This is a genomic window from Nonomuraea sp. NPDC050394, from assembly GCF_044459065.1.
GTDB lineage: Bacteria > Actinomycetota > Actinomycetes > Streptosporangiales > Streptosporangiaceae > Nonomuraea.
The window spans coordinates 165,532-180,304 of record NZ_JBITIO010000005.1; the positions used below are offsets into that span (position 1 = coordinate 165,532).

13 protein-coding genes are annotated in these 14,773 nt (G+C 72.8%); 6 read left to right on the forward strand and 7 right to left on the reverse strand.

Annotated features, from left to right (window positions below; all coding sequences use genetic code 11):
- Window positions 1–20 precede the first annotated feature (20 nt).
- The 4 genes from ACIBKY_RS21645 to ACIBKY_RS21660 are packed head-to-tail and all read left to right on the forward strand — an operon-like array spanning window position 21 to window position 5,780.
- On the forward strand, window positions 21–770 hold the full coding sequence (locus ACIBKY_RS21645; protein WP_397098694.1) for a hypothetical protein: 750 nt from the start codon (window positions 21–23) through the stop codon (window positions 768–770).
- A complete protein-coding gene (locus tag ACIBKY_RS21650) occupies window positions 767–1,963 on the forward strand; it encodes a hypothetical protein (RefSeq protein ID WP_397098696.1) in 1,197 nt (398 codons plus the stop codon). The genes ACIBKY_RS21645 and ACIBKY_RS21650 overlap by 4 nt, the downstream gene beginning before the upstream one ends.
- Window positions 1,960–3,120, forward strand: coding sequence for an OmpA family protein (locus ACIBKY_RS21655; RefSeq protein ID WP_397098698.1), 1,161 nt, complete (start codon window positions 1,960–1,962; stop codon window positions 3,118–3,120). The genes ACIBKY_RS21650 and ACIBKY_RS21655 overlap by 4 nt, the downstream gene beginning before the upstream one ends.
- Entirely contained in the window at window positions 3,117–5,780 is a 2,664-nt protein-coding gene (locus tag ACIBKY_RS21660) for an ATP-binding cassette domain-containing protein (RefSeq protein ID WP_397098700.1), read from the forward strand. Before ACIBKY_RS21655 ends, ACIBKY_RS21660 begins: the two co-directional genes overlap by 4 nt.
- A gap of 2 nt (window positions 5,781–5,782) precedes the next feature.
- Here the strand turns inward: ACIBKY_RS21660 and ACIBKY_RS21665 are convergent, their stop codons facing one another.
- Together ACIBKY_RS21665 and ACIBKY_RS21670 are read right to left on the reverse strand one after the other, a co-directional pair.
- Window positions 5,783–6,559: an ABC transporter permease gene (locus ACIBKY_RS21665; RefSeq protein WP_397098702.1), complete on the reverse strand. Its 777-nt coding sequence runs from the start codon at window positions 6,557–6,559 to the stop codon at window positions 5,783–5,785.
- Window positions 6,556–7,440: an ATP-binding cassette domain-containing protein gene (locus tag ACIBKY_RS21670; protein WP_397098704.1), complete on the reverse strand. Its 885-nt coding sequence runs from the start codon at window positions 7,438–7,440 to the stop codon at window positions 6,556–6,558. The genes ACIBKY_RS21665 and ACIBKY_RS21670 overlap by 4 nt, the downstream gene beginning before the upstream one ends.
- A 103-nt stretch (window positions 7,441–7,543) precedes the next feature.
- On the opposite strand from ACIBKY_RS21670, the gene ACIBKY_RS21675 reads away from it, so the two are divergent.
- A complete protein-coding gene (locus ACIBKY_RS21675) occupies window positions 7,544–8,290 on the forward strand; it encodes a TetR/AcrR family transcriptional regulator (protein ID WP_397098706.1) in 747 nt (248 codons plus the stop codon).
- Here the strand turns inward: ACIBKY_RS21675 and ACIBKY_RS21680 are convergent.
- The gene (locus ACIBKY_RS21680; RefSeq protein ID WP_397098708.1) at window positions 8,283–8,807 is read right to left on the reverse strand and encodes a DinB family protein; all 525 of its coding nucleotides are present in this window, start codon (window positions 8,805–8,807) and stop codon (window positions 8,283–8,285) included. The genes ACIBKY_RS21675 and ACIBKY_RS21680 overlap by 8 nt on opposite strands.
- 99 nt (window positions 8,808–8,906) lie before the next feature.
- On the opposite strand from ACIBKY_RS21680, the gene ACIBKY_RS21685 reads away from it, so the two are divergent.
- Entirely contained in the window at window positions 8,907–10,454 is a 1,548-nt protein-coding gene (locus ACIBKY_RS21685; protein WP_397098710.1) for a PucR family transcriptional regulator, read from the forward strand.
- 30 nt (window positions 10,455–10,484) lie between these two features.
- On the opposite strand, the gene ACIBKY_RS21690 is transcribed toward ACIBKY_RS21685, so the two are convergent.
- From ACIBKY_RS21690 to ACIBKY_RS21705, 4 genes are read right to left on the reverse strand one after another with little or no spacing between them, the layout of a single operon-like run.
- On the reverse strand, window positions 10,485–11,660 hold the full coding sequence (locus ACIBKY_RS21690) for an ABC transporter permease (RefSeq protein ID WP_397098711.1): 1,176 nt from the start codon (window positions 11,658–11,660) through the stop codon (window positions 10,485–10,487).
- Window positions 11,647–12,324: an ABC transporter ATP-binding protein gene (locus ACIBKY_RS21695; RefSeq protein WP_397098713.1), complete on the reverse strand. Its 678-nt coding sequence runs from the start codon at window positions 12,322–12,324 to the stop codon at window positions 11,647–11,649. Before ACIBKY_RS21695 ends, ACIBKY_RS21690 begins: the two co-directional genes overlap by 14 nt.
- Window positions 12,317–13,957, reverse strand: a complete 1,641-nt coding sequence (locus tag ACIBKY_RS21700; RefSeq protein WP_397098715.1) for a peptidoglycan-binding protein — start codon at window positions 13,955–13,957, stop codon at window positions 12,317–12,319. Before ACIBKY_RS21700 ends, ACIBKY_RS21695 begins: the two co-directional genes overlap by 8 nt.
- Window positions 13,954–14,751: a hypothetical protein gene (locus tag ACIBKY_RS21705; RefSeq protein ID WP_397098717.1), complete on the reverse strand. Its 798-nt coding sequence runs from the start codon at window positions 14,749–14,751 to the stop codon at window positions 13,954–13,956. The genes ACIBKY_RS21700 and ACIBKY_RS21705 overlap by 4 nt, the downstream gene beginning before the upstream one ends.
- Window positions 14,752–14,773: the final 22 nt, after the last annotated feature.

Sequence of the window (14,773 nt, forward strand, 5' to 3'; positions counted from 1 at the left end):
TAAAGTTAGAGAAAAGCCTGATGGGTGATATAGGTGACACGGCGAGCTGGGCAGGCCCTCCCGAGGAAGCCATCCCATACCCGCCGGAAACGCGGCGCGCCGACCACTCCGCGGGAAAGCGCGACGGCCGCCGCAAGCTTCTGGCCGAGCTTCTCCGCCACGTGGCGGAGGAGGGCGAGGACGGCGCGCCCGCACCAGAGACCGCCTACCTGGCCATGCTGACCAGCGAGGCACTCGAACGCATCGCCGCCGAGCGGGTCGCCAGGGACGACGAGCTGGCCAGGCTCGGCGAGCGGCACGGCCAGGCCGAGGCCGCCAAGGACGCGCTGGCCAGGGAGCTGGAGGACGCCAGGCGCCGGCTGCACCTGGCCGTGGAGGAGTGCGCGCGGCCCCTGACCAAGGACGACCTGCGCAGGGGACCGGCCGAGCTCGACCCGCTCACCCATCCGGACGCGCTGATCGAACGGCGCCGCCGTACCGCCAGAGAGAACGCCCGGCTACGGGCGCTGCGCGCCTTCGAGGACCTGCACGCCCGCCTCGACGAGCAGACGGAGCGGGCCGTCTCGCTCGCCGAGAGGCGGGCGCTGCGGCCTCAGGTGGCGCGGGCACGGGCGCTGCGCGTGCACGAGCACTTCCGGCGGCGGCGCGCGGTGTACCTGACCGGGCTGCTGGCCCGGCACCCCGATCCCGGGCTGCTCAACCTGCTGCTCAAGCTGAGCGCGCCCGAACTGCCCCGATGGATCCGCGACGAACCGACGGAGAGCGCATGAGGGTGTTCCAGGCGTTCAGGCGGTGGTGGCTGCGCAGGCGGGACCTGCGCATCACCGGCCTGGGCGGCATGCCGTTCCAGGAGGCGCACGCGCCGCCACCGTCCCGCAACACTTTCCGGCCGACGCCGGTCGATCGGGCGGGACATCTGGTGCTGACCCAGTCGTACGCCGACCGGCTCGCGCCCGGCACCGACGAGCTCACCGCGGGATCACTGGACAACCTGATCAACGCCTGGCACGAGACCTGGCAGCACCAGGCCGCCGCCGAGTACGCGGGCTTCCAGGTGGAGAGCGTGGTCAGGCTCAACACGATCGAGCCGGCCCTCGCCCAGTACGAGAAGAGCGACGCCTACCTCCAGCGCCGCCTGGCCGACGCCAGGACCGCGGTGGACTCGGCCAGGGACCGCCTGGCCGGCCAGGATCCGGAGCGGCCGGGGTTCGCCGACCCGCCGCTGCTTGCCGGGCGCTCACCGGCGACGTTCCTGCACGTGGTGGCGCTGGTGATGGCCGCGGGCGCGGACGCCGCCGCGTTCTGGCAGGTCATGCAGATCCTGCTGGCCGACCTGCCCCCGGTGGCCGGGGCGCTGATCGTGGCAGGGCTGACCACCACCGCCCTGTACCTGAGCCACCAGATCGGCGTCCAGGCCCGCGAGGCGAGCGCCGGGACCAAGCGGCGGATCCGATGGGTCGTGCTCTGCTTCCTGGTCTGGCTGGTGCTGGGCGCGGGCGCCGCGGCGCTGCGCTACTTCTTCGGCGACGCCGGCGAGCCGCCCGCGATCGTCATCGGCGGTCCCGCCGCCGCGCCCGACCTGCCCGCCGCCCTCGGGATGGCCGGCGTCTTCCTCGCGCTCTACCTGGCGACCGGCCTGGTCGCCGCGCTCGGCGGCTACCTGACCACGCATCCGGCCCGCTCCGACTACGCCCGCGCGATGCGCAACCTGCGCACGGTCACCGAGGCCGCCGCGGCCTCCAGCGCACGGCTGAGCAGGGCGCAGAGCGAGCGCACGCAGTACGCCGAGGAGCTGCGCGAGGCCAGGCAGCGGCATCTGGCCGAGATGGGCACCCGCGCCGCGCTCGCCGAGGAGCTGAAGCAGATGGTCCGGGTCCACCACGCGGTGTACCACCAGGATCCCAGCGCCACCAACGCGATGTTCCAGTCCGACCACCGCCCGCACTGGAAGAAGGACCCATGAGAAGAACCGTGCTCGCGGGCATCGTGATGACGGCCGTCGTGACCGGGTGCGGCGTGGATCAGCCGCCCGCCAGGCCGCTGGCCTGCGTCGGCGACGGCGGCTCGCTGACGCTGGTGATCGGCGCCCGGTCGAACTCGCCCGCGCCCGTCATCTCTCCCGAGCTCAACGCCCTCATCAGGAAGGTCCTCATGGCCCGCCACAGCGTGTACGCCGTCCGGCTCGACGGGGACCCGCAGCCGATCTACTCCACCCGGTTCACCTCCACCGCCGCCAACACGCCCGCGCTGGAGGCGAGCGTGAACCGGCGGGTCACCGACATCTCCGCCGCGATCAACGCGCAGGCCAAGGCCGTGAAGGCGGAGGCGGACGTACTCAAGGCGCTGGAGGTGGCCGCCCGCATGGCGGGGGAGGGCGGCAGCATCGTCGTGGTCGACTCCGCGCTGGCCACCACGGGCGACCTGGACTTCACCCAGGACGGCGTCCTGGACGCCGACCCCGACGACCTCACCGACCACCTCGTCGGCGGCAAGCTGCTGCCCGACCTGACCGGGCGGCGCGTGCTGTTCGACGGGCTGGGGCTGGCCGCCGACCCGCAGGTGGACCTGCCGCCGAGGGTGAGCGAGAACCTGGGCGAGATCTGGACCAAGGCCGCCACGGCGGCGGGTGCCGCCTGCGCCGAGATCACGAGGGGCCCCGGCCAGCCCTCGGCCATGCCGGGACTGCCCCCGGTCGCGACGATCGCCATGCCCACGCCGACGCCGGTACGGCCTTGCGGCGACGTCGTCCTGCGGAACGCCGGAGACGTCGGCTTCATCCGCGGCAGGGCGGACTTCCGCCACCCCGCCGCGGCCACGGCCACGCTGCGCGGGCTCGCCCCCGACCTGGCCGGCGCCGACCGGCCCGTCGAGCTGATCGGCACTACCTCCTCCGAGGGCGGCGACGCGATCAACCGCCCGCTGTCCCAGGCCAGGGCGGACAAGGTCAAGCAGATCCTCGTCTCCTTGGGCGTCCCGGAGAACAAGATCACCGCCAGGGGCGTCGCCACCGACTGGCCGGACCACGTCGACGACACCCTGCCCGACGGCCGGCTCGACCCGGCCAAGGCCAACCAGAACCGCAAGGTCGTCATCCGGCGGGAACAATGCCAGAAACCATGAAACCGCTCGCCTACGACGTGCGTACCCGCTGGAGCGACTGGTGGCACGGCCTGCGCGACGGCCTGCGCCAGATCCCCGACCGTCCCAAGGCCCCGCGTCCCCAGCCGATCAGTTCGCCGCACCGCGACGTCATCATCGGCGAGGCGCAGCAGGTCTACCACCAGGAGTACGTCCGCCACCAGCGCCAGATCGCGCCCCTGCCCGGCCTGATCGCCGAGGCCGGCTCCCGCGAGGAGGCCGCCCGCGAGACCTGCCGCCTGGCCGACGCCAGGGTGGCCGCGCTCGAACGCCCGCTCACCGCCGAGGAGGAGCGCGAGCGGCGCCCCGGCGACACCGGGCTCGACGACGCCGCCGTACGCGAGCGCCGCCGCCGTCACCGCGCCCGCCGGCTCGCCGCCGCCCGCGAGGCGGCCGCGCGCGCCAAGGCCGCGCTCGACGCGGCCACCGCCGACCGGGTGCGGACCGAGGCGCTGCGCGAGCAGTCGCTGGAGGTCGCCTCGGCCCGCGTACGGCTGGCCGAACGCCTGTACGGCCGCAGGCTCGACGCCTACCTCCGCTCCCTGCTGCGCTTCCACCCGGACAAGGCGTGGGTCGCCGACCAGCTCCGCTTCGGCGGGCAGGCGCCGGCCTGGGTCAGGAGGGCGGCCACGGTGGCGCCGCCGGTCGAGGTGGAGCCGGTACGCCCGCCGGCCTTCCGCATCGCCCTGCGGCCGGGGGAGAACGTGTTCGGGGCCGACTCGGCGCGGCCGTACCGGCTGGGGGAGCCCTATGCGGCACCCCGGCACTTCCGCCTCGCCCGCGACGGCGAGCACCTGCGGCTGCGTGACTTCGGCCGGGGCAACGGCCCCTACATCGGCGGCGGCGCGGTCCGCGAGGCCATGCTCGCGCCGGGTGACCACTTCGACTTCGGCGAGTACCGCTACTACGTGCTGCCCGGTCTCGACGCGCTCGACGTCAGCAGGCTCGGCGAACGCAAGGTCGTCGCCTTCGGGCTGGAGGCGAGCACCGACCAGTACTACCGGATCAGGGACATGTCGTTCGTGCAGCCGGAGAGCACGTTGCTGGCGATACTCGGGCCGTCGGGGGCGGGCAAGAGCTCGTTGTTCAGCGCGCTGCTGGGTGAGCTGCCGCTGAGCGCGGGCGAGCTGTACTTCGAGGGGCTGTCACTGGCCGGGCACGGGCCGCAGATCAGGGAGCGGCTCGGGTTCGTGCCGCAGGGCACGGACCTGCTGGCCACGCTCACCGTCGACCAGCTCCTGCGCTACGCCTACCGCCTGCGCGGGCCGGGCCGGCGCGCGGGGACGCGCGTGGGCGAGGTCTGCCGCGACCTCAAGCTCGACGAACGCCGCCACCACCGCGTCAGCGCCCTGTCGGGAGGCCAGCAGCGCCGCGTGTCGATCGCGATGGAGCTGCTGAACAAGCCGACCCTCCTGCTCCTCGACGAGCCGACCTCGGGGCTGGACCCCGGGCTCGACCACGAGGTGATGACCTTCCTTCGCGACTACGCCGAGACCCACGAGGCCACCGTCATGATCGTCACACACGCCGTCGAACACCTCGGCCAGGCCCACCAGGTCCTCGTCGTGGTCAAACAGGGCAGACCCGTCTTCTACGGCCCGCCCGAGCGAGTCCTGCCCGACCTCGAGCGCGCGCGCTGGGCCGCGCTGATGAAGGACCTCGACGTTCAGGCCGACGCCTTCGCCCTCCGGTACGGCAGCCGCCGCGCCGACGCCGAAGCCCGCGACGCCGCCGCCCACATCCGGGCCCAGGGCGCCGGCGCCCGGCCGGGCCCGCGCGTCAAGCGCCGGCGGCCACCGGCCACGTTCGCCCGCCAGTGGCGCGTGCTGCTGTCGCGCCAGGTCGCGCTGCTGGCCACCCGCGGCGTACGGGCCGGTTCGACCGGGCCGGTCAGGAGATGGGCGGTGGCGTTGATGCCGTTCCTGGTCGCGGCCGGTTCCGCGGCGCTGGCCGCCTGGGTCACCGGCCCCGACGGCCTCGGCAAGGGCGCCTCGGGCGACGCGGTCACCGCGATCAGCCTGCTCACCACGCTGGCGATGCTCAGCGGTCAGGCGCTCACCTACAGCGACATCGTCGCCGAGATGGGTACGATCACCCGCGAACACCGCACCGGCGTCCTGGTCACCGCCGTGCTCGCGGCGAAATGGCAGGTCTTCGCCGCCGTGGCGATCCTTCAGGCGCTGATCATGGCGCTGGTGTTCACCGGGATCCGCCCGGGACCGGCCGCGTCCCTGTGGACGACGCCCACCCTGGACCTCTTCCTGGTGCTGGCGGTGTTGTCGGTGTCGGCCATGTCACTCGGGCTGCTCATCTCGGTCTCGGTGCGCAAGCTGGAACAGGCCGTGCTCGCCGTCACCCTCACCTCGGTCGCCCAGATCGCCCTGAACGGCTCCACCGCGGACCTGTCCGGCGGCGGCGCGCTCGCCGTGACCGCGGCACTGCTGCCCGACCGCTGGGGCCTGGCCGCCGCCGCCTCCCTCACCGGCCTGCCCGGCGAGCGGGAGGCCCTGTGGGCGCACACCTCCGGGCAGTGGTTCTTCGACCTGGCCATGTGCGCCGCGCTGGCGGTCGCCTACTCCCTGATCGCCGTCGCGGTGCTCTCGGCCCGTCTCACCCCCAGACGCGGCGTCGGCTGGGGGTGAGATCACCTGGCGGTCCGCCGCCTGAACATGACGGCCGCGATCGGGATGCTGACCACGACCGCGCCCCCGAGCCAGGCGGCCGCCACCGCCGCCGACGAGCCCATCGGCTGGTCCAGGAGCAGCGCGCGCAGCGTGTCCACCACCGACGTGATCGGCTGGTGGGTGGCGAAGTCGCGCAGCACCGGCGGCATCGTCTCGGCCGGCACCACCCCGTCGGACAGGTACGGCAGGAAGAGCACGATGAAGCTGAACGCCCCCGCCGCCTGCGTCGAACGCACGGTCAGGCCCCAGATCACCGCCAGCGACGACATCGCCAGGATGTACGCCGTCACCAGCGCCAGCACCAGTGCCCACTCGGCGAGCGAGGCCGATGGCCGGAAACCGAGCGCGACCGCGGCGGCCAGCGCGATCGCGGTCGCCACCACGTTGCGCACCACCGAGGCCACCACGTGCCCGGCGGGCACCGCCCAGCCGCTGATCGGGAGCGTGCGGAAGCGGTCGATCATGCCTCCGGTCAGGTCGTCGGCGATGGCCACGGCGGTGAGGGCGGCGCCGTACCCGCCGGACATCAGCAGCACGGCCGGCACGACGAAGTCGATGTAGTCCAGCCCGCTCGACCCCGTGGTGATCGCGCCGCCGAACACGTACACGAACAGCACCATGATGATCACCGGCAGCGCGAGGTTGACGATCAGGCTGTCCGGCGTGCGCAGCTCGCGGCGCAGGTCGCGGCCGACCAGGCGGCGCAGGTCGGCCGCGGCGGTCAGGGGCGCGCTCATGCCGCCACCGCCGTGAGCTCGAAGAAGACGTCGTCGAGGGTGGGCGTGCGCAGCTCGACGCGTTCGACGGGGATGCCCGCCCGATGGAGTTCGTCCAAGGTGTGCCGGAGGTGGTCGGGACCCTGGACGGCCAGCGTGATCTCCGCCGGATCCGCGCCCCCCGGAGCGGAGAGCAGGGCGCTCGCGCGCGGCAGGTCCGCCGGCGCCAGGCGCAGCACGAGGCGCTCCGCGCCCACCTGGCGCTTCAGCGCCTCGGGGGAGTCGTCGGCCACGACCCGGCCCCCGCTGATCACCGCGACCCGGTCGGCGAGCTGGTCGGCCTCCTCCAGGTATTGCGTGGTCAGCAGGATGCTCGTCCCCGCGGCGAGCAGTTCGCGGATCACCGCCCACAGCTCCACCCGGCTGCGGGGGTCCAGGCCCGTGGTCGGCTCGTCGAGGAACAGGATGCGCGGCGCCGACACCATGCTGGCCGCCAGGTCGAGGCGGCGGCGCATGCCGCCCGAGTAGGTGCCCGCGCGGCGGTTGGCGGCGTTGGCCAGGTCGAAGCGCTCCAGGAGCTCCTGCGTCCGCCGCCGGCCCTGGCGGCGGCCGAGGTGGTAGAGGCCGGCGAACAGTTCGAGGTTCTCCCTGCCGGTGAGCAGGTCGTCCACGGTGGCCTGCTGGGCGGTCAGGCCGATGGCCCGGCGTACGGCGGCGCCGTCGCGCACCACGTCGTGCCCGCCCACGACCGCGCTGCCGCCGTCCGGAGCCAGCAGCGTGGTCAGAATGCGCACCGTCGTCGTCTTCCCCGACCCGTTGGGCCCGAGCAGCGCCAGCAGCGAGCCCGTGGGCACGGTCAGGTCGATCCCGCCGAGCACCCGCGTGTCCCCGAATGACTTCATCAGCCCCCGCGCCACGATGGCATCTGTGAATGGCCTACTGTGTATTACGTTCATAGTTTTAAGATAATGCAGAATCCTAGGAGTGCGTCAAGGGAGGACCTCAATGGACCAGGAACGGTCACTGCCCCCCGTCATCGAGCGGATGTGGGGCCTCGAGCCCGCGCCGCGCCGGGGGCCGCGGCCACGACTCGACCTGGCCATGATCACCGCCGCCGCCATCGAACTCGCCGACGCCGACGGCATCGGCGGGGTGTCGATGGCGAGCGTCGCCTCCCGCGTGGGGGTGGCGGCGACCGCGCTCTACCGCTACGTCGGCAGCAAGGAAGACCTGCTCACCGCGATGGCCGACGCCGTGGCGCCGCTGCCGCCCGACCCGGCGGGGCGGCCATGGCGCGAGTACCTCGCCACCTGGACCCGCGCCCAGCGCGGCATCATCCTCGACCACCCGTGGGTGCTGGCGATCAGCCCGTTCGTGCCGCCGATGGGCCCGCGCCGGCTGCTCTGGCTCGACCGCGTCCTGGTCGCCCTCGACGGCACCGGGCTGGACGACGGTGAGCGGATCAACGTGGCCAGCACCCTGACCGGGTACGCGCTGACCGACGCCGCCGTGGTCTACGGGGCCGGCGATCCCGCGTACGAGAAGGCCGGGATCTCCGGCGCCGACGAGTTCGGCGCCGCGCTCGCCGAAGTCCTCGACCCCGCGACCTACCCCGCCCTGTCCGCCGCCGTGCGCGGCGGCGTCTTCTCCGGCGCCGAGGGCTGGGTGGACGACGGCGACTTCCTGTTCGGCCTCAACCTGCTGCTCGACGGCGTGGAGCAGCTGATCGCCCGCCGGGGCGGCGTCAGCTAGCCGCGCGCAGGATGCGGACGTACCCCACTTCGGCGACGTTCTTCGTCAGCTCCACGATCAGCCATCCGGCGACGCTCGCCATCGTCTGGCCCTGCCCCCAGGGCAGTTTCGCGACCTTGTCGCCGGAGTCGAGTTCGGCGTCGGTGAGCCCGAGCAGCCCTTCGCGCCAGGCGTCCTTGAGCCCGCGCAGCCACCCGGCCGCCGCGGCGGCGCCGCCCGGCCACACGATCTCCTCGCGCTCCGGAGCGCCGTCACCGAAGCAGTGGCCCAGCGTGGTCGTCCACCAGTAGCCCATGTGCCACATCACCCAGCCGGCCGACATCGCCGGAACGGGGTCCGGCTCGCTGTCGGCCCAGTCGGCCACCCAGCGCCCGTCCGCGCCGAGCCGGACGTTCCAGCTGTGAGTGGCCGGCTCCCACAGCGCCGCCTCGTCGTCGAGTCCGTCGAGGTGGTACTCGAACAGCGCCCAGGCGATGTCGAGCTGGTGGACGAGCAGTTCCGCGCGCTTGGTGACCATGATCAGCGATCCTAGGCACACGGCCCGCGCCCGCCAACGGGATAAATCTTTGGCCGATCCGACGATGAGGCATCCATTTCCTTGGCCGATACTTCAAGGATGGAGCAGGTCGAATATCTGGAGCCGTCGCTCGCCCAGGTGATCGAGCGGATCGGCCCGCAGTACATCACGGTCGTCGAGGCGCCGCACGGCGTGGACGTGCCGGTGTCAGGCCCCGCCATCCTGGACCCGGTGTTCGACGAGGCACCCCGCCCGGGAACGCTGGTCCTGCTCGTCGGCCTGACCGCCGGATCGCCGGACGCCGAGGCGACGCTCCACGGCCTGACCGGCGCCGCTGCGGCGGTGGTGCGCGCCGACGTCGCCGCCGCGAAACGGCTGGCGCCCGCCGCCCGCGCGGCCGGGATCGCCCTGGTCGCGCTGCACACACAGATGCCGTGGAGCCTCCTGCACACGATGGTCGAGGACGCCGTGCTGCTCGGCGACAGCCTGATCTCCGCCCCCGGCCTGCTCGGCGCGCCTGGCCGCGACCTCGGCAGCGTGCCGCTCGGCGACCTGAACGCGCTGGTCAACGTCATCGCCGAGACGTTCGACCGGCCCGTGGGCATCCTGGACACCGAATGGCGGCTGCTGGCGTACTCGGCCGTGCCCGGCCAGGTCAACGACGAACTCCAGCGCCAGGTCATCCTCACCAAGTCCGTGCCCGCCTCCAACGCCCCCCGCGAGACCCGCCGCCTGCTCCTGACCACGCAGCAGGCGCTGCGCTTCCACACCGGCGAGCCGTTCGACCACCCGGAACAGCGCGTCTGGCGCATCGGCGTGGGCATCCGCAGCGGACCCGAGCCGCTCGGCATGCTCTGGATACTCGAAGGCCACGAGCGGCTGCCGGAAGAGCGCCTCGTGCTCGCGGAGGAGTTCGCCCGCCTGGCCGGAGCCCACCTGCTGCGTGCCCGCACCGCCCGCGACGCCGACCGCGAACGCCGCGGCCGCCTGGTCGGCGACGCCCTCGACGGCGACGCCGCCGCCTGCCGCCGCCTGGGCCTGCCCCGTACCGGCCTGGCGGTGCTGGCCATCACCTCACAGGGCCAGCCCGAGCACCTGCTCGACGCCGTGGCCACCTATCTGGACGCCTACCGCCGCTCGGCCGCCTGCGTCCTGCGCGAGCACACCGTCTACTGCCTCCTGCCGGCGCCCGACCTCCGCACCGCCCGCGACACCGCCGCCGACCTGGCCCGCCGCCTGGCCCCCCGCCACCACCTGACCGCCGCGGTGGGCTCCCTCGCGACGGCCGACACCCTGACCGCCTCCCTGCGGCACGCCGACCTGGTGCTCACCGTCCTGCGTTCCTCGGGCGCGCGGGTGGCCACCATCGACGAGGTACGGCCCGCCGCCGCCCTCATCGAACTCCAATCCCTGCTGTCCGCCCACCCGGACCTCCTGCTCCACACCTTCACCCCGCCCGCCGGCGAGGAGACGGTCACCGCCTGGCTGGAGGCCCACGGCGACATCCGCGCCGCCGCCGCGACCTTGGCCGTCCACCCCAACACACTCCGCTACCGGCTGCGGCGCCTGGAATCCTCCGGCTACGACCTCTCCACCCCCGACGCCCGCCTCACCACCTGGCTCCGCCTCCGCCTCACCCACCCTTGACCCCCGGCCACCTCGGCGACCGTCGCGGTGTCAGCGTAGGGCGTCTACGGGTTCCATTCTGGCGGCGCGCAGGGCTGGGTAGAGGCCGGCCAGCAGGCCCACGAGTGCCCCCGCGACCGGTGCCGCGACGGCCAGCCGTACGTCCAGCACGGGGGTCCACTGCTTGATCGCGCAGATCACCACGATCGCCACCACCCCCACGGACGCGCCGACCACGCCGCCCGTGAGGCCGGTCAGCGATGATTCCAGCAGAAACTGGGCGGCGACGTGGCGGCGGGCCGCGCCCAGGGCGCGGCGCAGGCCGATCTCGGTGACGCGTTCCATGACCGTGACCAGCGTGACGTTCGCGATGCCGACCGCGCCCACGACGAGCGAGACCAGGCCGAGGATCAGGAAGAGCGCGTTGACGTCGTTCTCGACCCCGTCGCGGGCCCTGGTCGGGCTCTGCGGGGCGGTCACCTGCAGCATGGCGGCGTTGCCGGGGCTGAGCGCGAGCGGCGCCTGCTTCGCGATGAGGTCGGCCGCGCCGATGCTGGTGTTGATCAGCACGCGGGTCACCTCGCGCAGGCCGAAGCGCTGGCCGATGGTGGGCGGCAGCAGGACCGCGCTGCCCAGGCTCTTCTCCCGCCGCAGGTCGCCGAGCACCCCGATGACGGTGTACGCGTGCGTCCCGATGAACACGGCCGGAGCCCGGTCGAGCCGCGTCACCCCGAGCAGTTGCGCCGCCCGCTCGCCCAGCACCACCACCTTGTCCCCGCGGGCCAGATGCCCGGCGTCGAAGTAGCGGCCCTGGACCATGCGGCCCTTGACCGCCGCGGGCAGCCCGGGACTGCTGGCGACCACGGTCAGCGTCAGCTCGGTCATCCGGCTCGGATCGACGAGTTCGTTGGCCCGGACGCTGATGTTGGCGCTCTCCTTGGCCTCGGCCACCGCGGCGGCCGAGGTCACCCCGCGCAGGCGCGTCACCTCCGCCACGTCGCCCCACCCGACCAGCGGATGGTCGTCTGCCGGGACGTCCACGGTGACGGAGGTGGCGGTCAGCTCGTCGAAGCGGCCGACGATCTGGTTGCCGGCGGTGGCGGCGGTGCCCAGCGTGATGACGAGGGTGGCGATGCCCAGGACGGTCCCCAAAGCGGTCAGCGCCGAGCGGACGGGACGGGCCAGCAGGCCGGCCGACGCTTCGGCCCACAGGTCAAGGATCTTCACTGAGCGCTCCGTCCGTGATCCGCAGCCGGCGCTGAGCCCGGCCGCTCACCTCGTTCTCGTGGGTGATGACGACGATCGTCATCCCCTGCGCGCACAGGTCGTCGAACAGGGCGAGCACGGCCTCGGTGTTCTTGCTGTCCAGCGCGCCGGTCGGTTCGTCGCACAACAGGAGCGAGGGCTCGCCGAGCAGGGCGCGGGCGATGGCGGCGCGCTGGCGTTCGCCGCCGGACAGCCGTTCGGGCGGGAAGTCCACCCGGTGTGACAGGCCGACCCGGTCCAGTTGTTCAAGGGCGCGGGTTCTGCGGTTTTTGCGTTCGCGCCCGCCGTACACCTCGGCCAGCATGACGTTCTCCACCACGCTGCGGTGCGCGAGCAGATGGAAGGACTGGAAGACGAAGCCGATACGGCTGCCGCGCAGCCTGGTCCGCGCGCTGTCGGGCATCGAGGTGGTCTCGATTCCGTCCAGCCGGTAGCTGCCCGAGGTGGGGCGGTCCAGCAGGCCGAGCACGTTCAGTAGCGTCGACTTGCCGGATCCGGACGGGCCGACCACCGCCACGTAGTCGGCCGCGTGCACGCGCAACGACACCCGCGACAGCCCGAGCACCGGCGGGTCGGCGGGGAACTCCTTGGTCAGCCCGGTCAGCTCGATCACCGCCTCAGGCACCGCCGACCACCACCCGATCGCCCTCGTCGAGTTCGCCGGTGACCTCGACGTTGCCGTCGGCGGTCAGCCCGGTGCGTACCTCGACCTCCTTCGTCCGGTCCGCACCGACCTCGACCTGCACCCGCGGCCGGCCGTCCGCCGCCGTGACCACGGCCGCGACCGGCACCGACAGGACCTTCTCCCGCGTCGCGCCGACCGTCACCCGCACGGTGACGCCCGCACCGGACAGGCCCTTGAGCCCGGCCATCGACCTGGGCGTGATCAGCACCGCCTCCGAGCCGAGCTTGGCCTTGCCCGCTCCCACCGAGCTGACGGTGGCGGGAATGGCCTTGCCCGCCTCGGTCTCGATGACCGCCGCCAGCCCGTGCTTCAACAACTTCGCCTCCGCCGCCTCGACCGAGCCGGACACCACGAACGTCGAGCTCGTCACCGTGGCGAACGCCTTGTCCACCAGCCCGCCCGCCTTGACCGCCGCCTTGTGCAGCCGGGCCGGCAGTTTCGGCAGGAACACCACCTCTCCCGCGGGGACGGTCGTGCCGTAGGTGAGCGTGTACTCCGCGAGGATCGACCTGGCCGCGGCCAGATCCTTCTGAGCGCCCGCCACCTTGAGCTTGACCGGGGACAACTGCCTGGCCTGCCGCAACGTCTGGCCGGCCGTGGCGAGGGCCTCGCGGGCGAGCCGTACCGCCTTGCGCGCCTCGGTCAGCCGCCGCTCGCGCGCCTTCTCCGCCTCCACCCGGACGCGGTCGAGCGCCCGGTGCGCGGCGTCCAGGTCGGCGCGCGCGTTGGCGACGCGCAGCTCCTTCAGCCTGCCGTCCGACGGGGTCGGCGTGGGGCTGGGCTCCGGCCGGCTCGCCTCCTGCTCGGCCTCCAGCAGCTTCTCCTCAGCCGTCCGTACGGCGGCCTCGGCCGCCTCCACCTTGGCCGCGTCCTCGGGGGTGAAGCGGGCCGCCTCGTCCAGGGCCTGGTCGGCGTCCCGGAGGTCCTGCTTGGCGTTGGCAAGCTTGAGCTTGAGCGGCCCCACGTCCTGCCCCTGCTCCAGGGCCTTGCGCTGGTCGGCCAGCACTTCCTGGGCAGCCTGTACGGCCCGGCGAAGTTCGTCACGCCGCTGCCTGGCCTCGATCGTGGGCTGCTGCGCGGAGTACCCCTTCTTGGCGTAGAAGCGCGTCACCGCCGCGACCGTGGCCGGATCGAACACCCCCGACACCCGCACCCGCAGCGCCCGCTGCAACTGCCGGACGTCGTCGCCTTTGGTGCCCGGGGCCAGCGTGCGGTGCATCGGCACCTTGCCGGTGAAGGCGAAGACCGGGCGGCCGTTCACCTCCATGAGCGTCCCGCCGTCCCTGACCTTTCCCGGCACCGGGGCGCGGGTGGCGCGCTGAAGCGTCTCGCTGCCGCCGACGACTCCGGCCAGCATGATCGGTTGCGGCGAGCCGTACTCCAGAGTGCCCGCGACGATCACGGTGCTGACCAGCTTGCGGCGCTCCACCAGCGCGGTGACCAGCGACGGCTTGGGCGGCGTGCGCAGCGCGGCCTCGTCCGCCGGCGAGCGCAGCCGCGTGCTCACCCCCCAGCCCGCTCCCGCGACCACGACGACGCCGGCCAGCACGGCCAGCAGCTTCTTCTTCCTCACGACTGCGGAAGGAAGCCGAACTTCAGCCGCGCCTCGGTGTTGAGCCGCGTGCTCAGAGGGTTGAACGCGGCGTAGAACTCCTTGCCGCACTCCAGGTCGGTCAGCGCCGACTTGATCTCCCTCACCAGGTACGGCCGCGCCACCGCGGCCGACGGCTCCTTCTGCTTCGCGACCAGCTCCTCCCACTCCATCGGACCCCTGTTGACCAGGTCGAGAGGCTTGCCGGAGCTGACCTTCTCCCCCTTGCCGGTCAGGCACCGCGCGAACGGCCCGGCCAGCTCGTTGAGCTTGGCGTCGCCGTTGAGCTCCCTGTCCACCCTCTCGATCTCCTTGGCCGTCATGTCCGAGAAGTCGGCCAAGGACTTGACCTCGAAGCCGAAGACCTGCTTGACCGCGGTGGTGTAGCAGGTCTTCGCCCGCAGCTCGTACGCCTCCCGCTGCCCCTTGTCCAACCCCGCCTTGATGGCCCCGTTGGGGTCCTTACTCTCCGGCTCGCCCCCCTCGTCTTTATAGACAAACCGGGAAAAGGCCCCGAACCCATACTTGGATCGGACCTCCTTCAAACTCGCGTAGTCGCCGCTCGCCACGCGCTTCTGAAGGTCGGACTGCTTGAACGGCGGCACGTGGATCACATATTTGAAGCCCTTCTGCTTCATGCAGTCCGCGATCAGTGTTTCCCGCTCGTGCCGTTTGTCCTTCGCCCCGGTTTCCGGGGCGGCAGCCGTACTCTCTGCACCGCACCCCGCCAGCAGCGCCAGCCCCAGCAGGCCGCAGACGGCCAGTCGCTTCTTCATGCCGGACACTCTGGGCCCGGCG

Excerpts from the sequence above, each read along its gene's own strand:
- ACIBKY_RS21665 (WP_397098702.1), bottom strand. The coding sequence starts at position 6,559 with ATGAGCGCGCCCCTGACCGCCGCGGCCGACCTGCGCCGCCTGGTCGGC.
- ACIBKY_RS21660 (WP_397098700.1), top strand. The coding sequence starts at position 3,117 with ATGAAACCGCTCGCCTACGACGTGCGTACCCGCTGGAGCGACTGGTGG.
- ACIBKY_RS21680 (WP_397098708.1), bottom strand. The coding sequence starts at position 8,807 with ATGGTCACCAAGCGCGCGGAACTGCTCGTCCACCAGCTCGACATCGCC.
- ACIBKY_RS21650 (WP_397098696.1), top strand. The coding sequence starts at position 767 with ATGAGGGTGTTCCAGGCGTTCAGGCGGTGGTGGCTGCGCAGGCGGGAC.
- ACIBKY_RS21675 (WP_397098706.1), top strand. The coding sequence starts at position 7,544 with ATGGACCAGGAACGGTCACTGCCCCCCGTCATCGAGCGGATGTGGGGC.
- ACIBKY_RS21685 (WP_397098710.1), top strand. The coding sequence starts at position 8,907 with ATGGAGCAGGTCGAATATCTGGAGCCGTCGCTCGCCCAGGTGATCGAG.
- ACIBKY_RS21670 (WP_397098704.1), bottom strand. The coding sequence starts at position 7,440 with ATGAAGTCATTCGGGGACACGCGGGTGCTCGGCGGGATCGACCTGACC.
- ACIBKY_RS21705 (WP_397098717.1), bottom strand. The coding sequence starts at position 14,751 with ATGAAGAAGCGACTGGCCGTCTGCGGCCTGCTGGGGCTGGCGCTGCTG.
- ACIBKY_RS21655 (WP_397098698.1), top strand. The coding sequence starts at position 1,960 with ATGAGAAGAACCGTGCTCGCGGGCATCGTGATGACGGCCGTCGTGACC.
- ACIBKY_RS21645 (WP_397098694.1), top strand. The coding sequence starts at position 21 with ATGGGTGATATAGGTGACACGGCGAGCTGGGCAGGCCCTCCCGAGGAA.